Origin of the sequence: Streptomyces sp. AC550_RSS872 (assembly GCF_019049285.1) — a bacterium.
In the GTDB taxonomy this organism is placed as follows: Bacteria; Actinomycetota; Actinomycetes; order Streptomycetales; family Streptomycetaceae; genus Streptomyces.
The window spans coordinates 21,987-29,983 of record NZ_JAGMUL010000009.1 but is presented as its reverse complement, the minus strand read 5'-3'; the positions used below and the strand labels follow the sequence as shown (position 1 = coordinate 29,983).

Here is a 7,997-nt window from a genome sequence, read left to right as displayed (position 1 = left end):
GGTTACATTCCGAACCCGGAAGCTAAGCCTTACAGCGCCGATGGTACTGCAGGGGGGACCCTGTGGGAGAGTAGGACGCCGCCGAACAAATTTTGAGATAGCCCCCGGCCGGGGATACCGGTTCGGGGGCTTTCTGCATTTCCGGCTCCTGCATCGATTGGCTTGGGGGAGCTCCGTAGGGGAGCTCCCCTTCAATTCCGCTCATTACAGGCGTCCTGCCGTCTTGAGGGCCAAATAGGCGTCCGCTAGCGCCGGCGCGAGTTCTTCGGGTGTCTCGTCGACGACCGTAACGCCGTAGCGGCGGAGTTGTTCGGCCGTACGGTGGCGCTCGGTCTGGGCCTGGGCGGCTGCTGCGGCCTCGTACACGGCCTCGGTGTTTCCGCGTGCAGTTGCCATGCGGGCGATGTGGGGGTCCGCTACTGACGTCAGCAGAACTGTGTGGCGCTGGGTCAGCTGGGACAGGACCGGGAGCAAGCCCTCCTCGATTGGGGCAGCATCGAGGGTTGTGAGCAACACGATCAAGGAGTGGCGGGGGGCTGTACGGAGTGCCATGGCCGTAAGGCCTCGGGCGTCAGTTTCGATCAGCTCGGGTTCGAGTGTGGCCATCGCGTTGACCAGGGAAGGGAGGACGTCGCCGGCTGTGCGGCCCTGGACGAGGGCGCGTACTCGGCGGTCGTAGGCGAGGAGGTCCACACGGTCGCCGGCTCGGGAGGCGAGGGCGGCCAGGAGGAGGGCGGCGTCCATGGAGGCGTCGAGGCGCGGTGCGTCGCCGACGCGGCCTGCGGAGGTTCGCCCGGTATCCAGGACGAGGAGGATGTGGCGGTCGCGTTCGGGGCGCCAGGTGCGTACGGCGACCGTGGTCTGGCGGGCTGTGGCGCGCCAGTCGATGGAACGGGTGTCGTCGCCGGGGACGTACTCGCGCAGGCTGTCGAATTCTGTGCCTTCGCCGCGGGTGAGGACGCTGGTGCGTCCGTCGAGTTCACGCAGGCGCGCCAGTTTGGAGGGCAGGTGCTTGCGGCTGGTGAACGGGGGGAGGACCCGTACCGTCCAGGGGACCTTGTGGGTGCCCTGGCGGGAGAAGAGACCCAGAGGGCCGAACGAGCGGATCGTCACGCGGTCTGCCTGGCGGTCGCCTCGGCGGGTGGGGCGTAGGCGGGTGGTGATGCGGCGGCGTTCGCCGGCGGGGACCGTCAAACGCTGACGGGAGGCCGCCACCTCTGTGCCGGGCTGCCAGCTGCTGGGAGGCCAGGCGTCGCGGAGGTGGGCGCGGAGCGGGCGGTTGGACGGGTTGGTCACCGTGAGGGTGACGTCTGCGGTCTCGCCGAGGCGTACGGAGGTGTCGCCGGAGCGGGTGAGGCCCAGACGTCGTACGGGCGCGGCCAGGGCGAAGTCGCAGGCGCAGGCCGCCACCAGGGGGGCGTTGACCGCGAGAATGCCCGTCCAGCTGGGGTCCCAGATGCCTACAGGGAGGGAGCCTAGGGCCGCGAGGAGTGCGGCGCGTCCGGTGAGAGCCATCAGCGGGGGACGGGGACGTGGGCGAGGATCGCGTTGATCACGGAGTCGGCGGTGACGCCTTCCATCTCGGCCTCGGGGCGGAGTTGTAGGCGGTGGCGCAGGGTGGGGAGGGCCAGTGCCTTCACGTCGTCGGGGATGACGTAGTCGCGGCCGGTCAGCCAGGCCCAGGCGCGGGCGGTGGCGAGGAGGGCCGTGGCTCCGCGGGGGGAGACGCCCAGGGTGAGGGAGGGCGATTCTCGGGTGGCTCGGCAGATGTCGACCACGTAGGCGGTGATCTCTGGGGAGACCGTCGTCTTGGCCACTGCTGCGCGGGCTGCTTCCAGGTCCGCGGGGCCCGCTACGGGGCGTACGCCGGCGGCGCGCAGGTCGCGCGGGTTGAAGCCTTCGGCGTGGCGGGTGAGGACGTCGATCTCGTCCGGGCGGGAGGGGAGAGGGATCGTGAGCTTGAGGAGGAAACGGTCCAGCTGGGCCTCGGGGAGGGGGTAGGTGCCCTCGTACTCCACTGGGTTCTGCGTTGCCGCGACGAGGAACGGGTCGGGGAGCGGGCGGGGGGTGCCGTCGACCGTGACCTGGCGTTCCTCCATGGCTTCCAGGAGGGAGGACTGGGTCTTGGGGGGGGTCCGGTTGATCTCGTCCGCGAGGAGGAGGTTGGTGAAGACCGGGCCGGGCTGGAAGGAGAACTCGGCGGTGCGGGTGTCGTAGACGAGCGAGCCCGTCACGTCGCTCGGCATGAGGTCGGGGGTGAACTGGACACGTTTGGTGTCGAGTTCGAGTGCGGACGCGAGGGCCCGGACGAGCAACGTTTTGGCGACCCCGGGGACTCCTTCTAGTAGGACGTGTCCGCGGCAGAGGAGGGCGACGACGAGACCGGTCACGGCGGGGTCCTGGCCGACCACGGCTTTGGCGATCTCGGCGCGCAGGGCTTCCAGGGAAGCCCGGGCGGTGCCCGGGTCCCCGGTGGTCCCGGCGTTGTCAGTGGTCGGGTCCATCATGGACGGCGTACCTCTCTTTCGAGGGCGTCGAGTTGGTCGGCGAGGGAGATGAGTGCCGCGTCGTCGCCGGGCGGCGGGCCGAAGAGGAGGGTGTGGAGGGCCTGTCCGTCTCCGTGGCTGTGGAGGTGGGCGGACAGGGCGGGGAGCAGGGCCTCGGGCGTGTGCGCCTGAGTGACGGGGACACCTACGAGGGGGGCGAGGCGCGTGCGGGTGGTGGAGCGAAGAGCGGCGGCCGCGCGGTCGCGGGCGTTGGATTTGCGGTAGAGGCGGGCGCGGCCTTCGACGGTTTCGGAGGCGCGGATCGCCACGGGGAGTTTTTCGGGCACCAGGGGGCCGAGTCGGCGTGCCCTCCAGAGGGCGGCCAGGGCTGCGGCGAGGAAGAGCTGGAGTGTGCCCCAGAGCCAGCCCGAGGGGAGCAGGTCGAAGAAGCTGCGTTCGTCGTCCGCGTCGGCTGCCGACGTGTCGGAGAGCGAGGGGAGGTACCAGACCAAGTGAGGGCGGGAGCCGAGAAGTTGGAGGGCGAGCGAGGCGTTGCCCTGCTCGTCGAGGTGGTCGTTGTAGAGGATGTCGGGCGCGCCGAGGACGACGGTGTCGCCGCCCTCGGTCGGGTCCGGGATGCGCAGGAGGGTGGCCAGGCGCTCGCTGGGGTAGCACTCGTCCGCGTCGAGGTGGGTGGTGGTGTAGCGGACGCCGCCCAGGTCGGCGGTGCCCGCGCGCTGCGCGGCGGGCAGGGCGCAGTCGGGGGCGAGGTCCGAGTCGAGGCTGGTGGCGGGGTCCGCGGTGACGCCGGGGGCGAGGCGCTCGACGGACCAACTGCCGGGGGCGACCAGGAGGGTACGGCCGCCGGTGCCAGCCGTCGACGAGTGCAGCCAGGTCTGTTGACGGTGCGTCAGCAGGTCGGGGGTCGCGATGAGGAGGGTGGTGTCGGGGGCAGCTGCGGCGCGTGCCTCGTCCAGGGTGGTGACCACGCGCGTGTCGACGCCGCGGTCGGCGAGGAGTTCGGCGACCGCCCTGCTGCCTCTGGGGTCGGCGGAGCGTGGGTCGAGGGTGCCGTGCCGGGCGTCGGAGCGGATCGTGGCGATCACGACGGCCGCCACGAGCAGAAGGACGACGGCGGCGACGACGCCTCGCGTGCGGGTCCACAGCTGGCGGGCGGTGGTCGAGGCCGAGGTGGACGGGAGTGTTGCCTCGGTGATCATTCGGTGGCTCCCTGGCGGGCGTTGGGGGCCGTGCTAGGGGCGCTGCTCGCGAGCTGGGGCTTGGTGTTCTCCAGGGCGCTGTCGAGCTCAGCGATGCGCTGGTACGAGTGTTGGGTCGCGGTTCTGCCGCCGTATGTCACGTCGTCGAAGTCCCGGGCCGCGGCGCGCAGTCGGTCCGTGTGGGAGGGCAGTGAGCGGCCTGCTTCGGCGGCGGCCTCGTCCGCGGTGCGGCCGGGGCGGACGTCGAGCAGTGCGCGTTCCTCGAGGGAGCGGACGATGGCGCGCATGCGCTCCTGGACGGCCTGGTTCCAGTGGCCCTGGGCGGCGTGGGCCTCGGCGGCGGCCCGGTGCTCGGCGGCGCTGCGGGGGCGGTCGTCGAACAGGGCGGCGGAGGAGGTGGGTTGGCGGCGCGGGGTGCCCAGGCGCCACCACAGGGCCCCGAGGACCGCCACGATGAGCAGGACGACGACGACCAGGCCGAGCGGTCCTCCGGGCGTCACGGTCGAGGTGCTGCTGAACAGGTCCTCCACCCAGCCCCAGAAGGCGTCCAGGGCACGCTGGAACCAGCTGGGGTCGTTCTCGTGGTACATGCCCTTGGACAGCTCGCGCCGGGCCGCCTCCCGCGCGGGGTCGCGCGGGATGGTCAGCGGCGGCTCGCCGTCCGAGCGGGCCAGCAGCGCCAGTACGGACGTGTCGCCGGCGCGCGGCAGCGACTGTACCGATCTGCTGCCGACGCCGAGCAGTGCGTGCGCGGCCGTGTCCGGCAGTGCTGACACCGTTGTGAGAACTCCCCCCGCCAAGCTCACCTGTTCAGCTCCCTGGGGTGCCGGTGCCGTAGTTCTGGACGCCGGCTGCTCGGGCCAGTTCGAGGTCGAGGGCCTCGCGGCGGATGCGCTGGTCGATGTAGAGCAGGACGGTGACGCCTGCGGTGATCGGGAACGTGATCATGGAGCCGATCACCGAGCCGACGCCGCTGATGATGAGGAACGTCCAGCCGAATTCGGTGGTGCCGTTGAGGAAGCTGGCGGCGCCGTCGCCGCTGACGGCGCCGGCGAGGAAGGTGAAGGGGATGACGACGATCGCCGCGATGACGTTCGCGATGATCGTGGCGAGAAGTTGGATGCCGAAGACGCGCCACCAGGAGCCGCGGACCAGCTTCGCGGAGCGGCTCAGGGACTTCATGATGCCCTGCTTCTCCAGCATCAGCGCGGGAGAAGCGAGGGAGAAGCGGAACCAGAGCCACAGCGCGACGATTCCGGCGCCGAGCATGCCGAAGATCGTGAGTGCTCCGCCCGCCGCGCCCGCGCCCGTGGCGGCCACGAGGATTCCGGGCACGGCACCCGCGAGCACCACGCCGAAGGTCATGAGCAGCAGCAGGAAGAGCAGGCCGAAGAGTTGCAGTACCTGCGGGCGGGCGTCGCGCCAGGCCTCGCCGGTGGTCACCGACTTGCCGAGCACAGCGCGGCTGGTGACCGTGGTGAGCAGGGCGGTCGCGATGATCGCGCCGATCACCGAGATCAGGAGGATCACGCTGGAGCTGATCAGGGCGTCGCCCGTGGCACGGGTCAGTTCGCTGAGGGTGGCGTTCGGGTCGTCGAGGGCCTCGGTGTCGAGGCGGTCGTTCAGGACGAGGCCTTGGAGGAGGATGACGAAGATCTCCGTCACAACCGCGACGGTCAGGGAGATGCCGAGGACCGTGCGCCAGTAGGTGCGCATGGTGGAGACCGCGCCGTCGAGGATCTCGCCGACGCCGAGCGGGCGCAGCGGGATCACGCCGGGCTTGGCAGCGGGCGGCGGGCCGCCCCAGCCGCGTCCCCAGGGGCCTGGGCCCGGGGCGCCGTAGCGCGGGTGGCCACCGCCGTAGCCGCCGTGTCCGCCGGGGCCGGCGGGCGGGTGGGTTCCCCAGCCCGGGCCGGGCGGCGGTGGGGGTGGTGGGGACTGGCCGGGCGCCTGGGGCGCTGTCGGGGCGGACCACTGGCCGGGGGGCGGCTGATCCTTGGACCACTTCGGGCCGGAGCCCTGTGGGTCCGTTCCCGGCTGCTGCGCGGGGTCGGGACGGTCTGCGGGCTCGGCAGGGCCGGACGCGCCGGGTTCCTGTCCGTCGGACGCGGCGGATCCGGGCGAGGCCCAGCCCGGCGTGTCGTTCATCGTCGCTCCTTCACGGTGCCCGTCCGCGGTCGCGGCGGCAGGTTGGCAGCCATCGTGCCATGGGGCGGTCGGGGACGTATCGGCCGCGGTATGGGCTGGACACCTTCAATTGTCCGCCGGACAAGGGGCAGACTGACCACATGGCTGATCAGTACGCGCAATCCGGCGAGGACGGCAGGCCGAAGGAGATCCCGGCGATTCGATGGGACGAACCACCCGAAGGTCCCGTACTGGTCCTTCTCGATCAGACGAGACTGCCGGCCGAGGAGGTCGAGCTGGTCTGCACGGACGCGCCCGTGCTGGTCGAGGCGATCCGTTCGCTCGCCGTGCGCGGGGCGCCGTTGCTCGGGATCGCCGGGGCGTACGGCGTCGCGCTCGCCGCCGCGCGGGGCTTCGACGTGGATGACGCCGCAGAAGCGCTGGCGGGTGCCCGGCCCACCGCGGTGAACCTCGCCGTCGGCGTGCGCAGGGCGCAGGCCGCGTACCGGGCCGAGCTCGCCAGGAGCGGGGACGCGGAGCAGGCGGCCGCTGCTGCGCTGGATGCGGCGCGGGCGTTGCATGGGGAGGACGCCGAGGCCAGCGCACGGATGGCCGAGCGAGGGCTGGCGCTGCTGGACGAACTGCTGCCCGGCGGTGGGCACCGCATCCTCACGCACTGCAACACCGGGGCGCTGGTGTCGGGCGGTGAGGGCACGGCCTTCGCGGTGGCGCTCGCGGCGCACCGGGCCGGGCAGTTGCGGCGGCTGTGGGTGGACGAGACACGGCCGTTGCTGCAAGGGGCCCGTCTGACGGCGTACGAGGCGGCGCGCAACGGCATGGCGTACACCTTGCTCACGGACAACGCGGCGGGCTCGCTGTTCGCCGCCGGTGAGGTGGACGCGGTGCTGATCGGGGCGGACCGTATCGCGGCCGACGGCTCGGTGGCGAACAAGGTGGGGAGCTATCCGCTCGCAGTGCTCGCGCGTTACCACCATGTGCCGTTCATCGTGGTGGCACCGCTGACGACGGTGGATCTGGACACGGCGGACGGGGCGTCCATCGAGGTGGAGCAGCGTCCGGGGTTCGAGGTGACCGAGATCGTCGCGCCTCAGGTGCCGGTTGCGGGAGGGGAGCCGGGGGGTGGGATTCCGCTGGCTCCGCTGGGGACCCAGGCGTACAACCCCGCGTTCGATGTGACCCCGCCCGAGTTGGTGACGGCGATCGTCACCGAGGAGGGGGCCGTGTCGCCCGTGACGGGTGAGGCGCTGGCCGAGCTGTGTGCCAGGTCGGCGCAAGTCACGCGGACGTTCTGAGGCGGATACCGAATCCACAGGTCGGGCAGAGTGGGGTAAATCTGCACAATCGTCACACCCCGTGATCTGGCCGAGGGCAGACAGTGGTGACGGCGTACGACTAAGGTCACTGGCCGGTGAGCTACCTCACCTGAGCCTTCGCCACTGTTATGAGAATGGGATGATGTCGTTTATGAAGGGACGAGTCCTTGTCGTCGACGACGACACCGCACTGGCCGAGATGCTCGGCATCGTGCTGCGTGGTGAAGGTTTTGAGCCGTCTTTCGTAGCCGATGGCGACAAGGCGCTGGCCGCCTTCCGGGAGGCAAAGCCCGATCTGGTGCTGCTCGACCTGATGCTGCCCGGGCGGGACGGCATCGAGGTGTGCCGCCTGATCAGGGCGGAGTCCGGGGTGCCGATCGTGATGCTGACGGCCAAGAGCGACACTGTCGACGTAGTTGTGGGCCTGGAGTCCGGTGCCGATGACTACATCGTGAAGCCGTTCAAGCCGAAGGAGCTCGTCGCGCGGATCCGGGCGCGGCTGCGGAGGTCGGAGGAGCCGGCGCCGGAGCAGCTCGCCATCGGTGACCTCGTCATCGACGTGGCCGGTCACTCCGTGAAGCGGGACGGGCAGTCGATCGCGCTGACGCCGCTGGAGTTCGACCTGCTGGTCGCGCTGGCCCGCAAGCCGTGGCAGGTGTTCACGCGCGAGGTGCTCCTGGAGCAGGTGTGGGGCTACCGGCACGCGGCCGACACCCGTCTGGTGAACGTGCATGTGCAGCGGCTGCGTTCCAAGGTCGAGAAGGACCCTGAGCGGCCGGAGATCGTGGTGACCGTCCGGGGCGTCGGTTACAAGGCAGGGCCGAGCTGAC

General features: G+C 71.1%; 7 protein-coding genes and 1 rRNA gene. 3 read left to right on the top strand and 5 right to left on the bottom strand.

Annotation, left to right across the window (positions count from 1 at the left end; all coding sequences use genetic code 11):
- A 5S ribosomal RNA gene (rrf, locus tag KUM44_RS03885) occupies nt 1-87 on the top strand; the annotation flags it as partial.
- A 117-nt stretch (nt 88-204) separates the two neighbouring features.
- Here the strand turns inward: rrf and KUM44_RS03880 are convergent.
- From KUM44_RS03880 to KUM44_RS03860, 5 genes are read right to left on the bottom strand one after another with little or no spacing between them, the layout of a single operon-like run.
- Nucleotides 205-1,515: a DUF58 domain-containing protein gene (locus KUM44_RS03880; RefSeq protein WP_217206264.1), complete on the bottom strand. Its 1,311-nt coding sequence runs from the start codon at nt 1,513-1,515 to the stop codon at nt 205-207.
- Entirely contained in the window at nt 1,515-2,504 is a 990-nt protein-coding gene (locus KUM44_RS03875; RefSeq protein WP_217206265.1) for a MoxR family ATPase, read from the bottom strand. Before KUM44_RS03875 ends, KUM44_RS03880 begins: the two co-directional genes overlap by 1 nt.
- Nucleotides 2,504-3,706: a DUF4350 domain-containing protein gene (locus KUM44_RS03870; RefSeq protein ID WP_217206262.1), complete on the bottom strand. Its 1,203-nt coding sequence runs from the start codon at nt 3,704-3,706 to the stop codon at nt 2,504-2,506. The genes KUM44_RS03875 and KUM44_RS03870 overlap by 1 nt, the downstream gene beginning before the upstream one ends.
- The gene (locus KUM44_RS03865; RefSeq protein WP_254389008.1) at nt 3,703-4,473 is read right to left on the bottom strand and encodes a DUF4129 domain-containing protein; all 771 of its coding nucleotides are present in this window, start codon (nt 4,471-4,473) and stop codon (nt 3,703-3,705) included. Before KUM44_RS03865 ends, KUM44_RS03870 begins: the two co-directional genes overlap by 4 nt.
- Nucleotides 4,474-4,516: 43 nt before the next feature.
- A complete protein-coding gene (locus KUM44_RS03860) occupies nt 4,517-5,854 on the bottom strand; it encodes a glycerophosphoryl diester phosphodiesterase membrane domain-containing protein (RefSeq protein ID WP_217206258.1) in 1,338 nt (445 codons plus the stop codon).
- Between the two features lie 140 nt (nt 5,855-5,994).
- Here KUM44_RS03860 and mtnA point away from each other — a divergent pair, with 140 nt between their 5' ends.
- Entirely contained in the window at nt 5,995-7,146 is a 1,152-nt protein-coding gene (gene mtnA, locus KUM44_RS03855) for an S-methyl-5-thioribose-1-phosphate isomerase (protein WP_217206256.1), read from the top strand.
- A 160-nt stretch (nt 7,147-7,306) separates the two neighbouring features.
- The gene (gene mtrA / locus KUM44_RS03850; protein WP_187283109.1) at nt 7,307-7,996 is read left to right on the top strand and encodes a two-component system response regulator MtrA; all 690 of its coding nucleotides are present in this window, start codon (nt 7,307-7,309) and stop codon (nt 7,994-7,996) included.
- Nucleotide 7,997: the final 1 nt, after the last annotated feature.

Coding starts and splice junctions, on each gene's coding strand:
- mtnA (WP_217206256.1), top strand. CDS start 5,995: ATGGCTGATCAGTACGCGCAATCCGGCGAGGACGGCAGGCCGAAGGAG.
- mtrA (WP_187283109.1), top strand. CDS start 7,307: ATGATGTCGTTTATGAAGGGACGAGTCCTTGTCGTCGACGACGACACC.
- KUM44_RS03880 (WP_217206264.1), bottom strand. CDS start 1,515: ATGGCTCTCACCGGACGCGCCGCACTCCTCGCGGCCCTAGGCTCCCTC.
- KUM44_RS03875 (WP_217206265.1), bottom strand. CDS start 2,504: ATGGACCCGACCACTGACAACGCCGGGACCACCGGGGACCCGGGCACC.
- KUM44_RS03870 (WP_217206262.1), bottom strand. CDS start 3,706: ATGATCACCGAGGCAACACTCCCGTCCACCTCGGCCTCGACCACCGCC.
- KUM44_RS03860 (WP_217206258.1), bottom strand. CDS start 5,854: ATGAACGACACGCCGGGCTGGGCCTCGCCCGGATCCGCCGCGTCCGAC.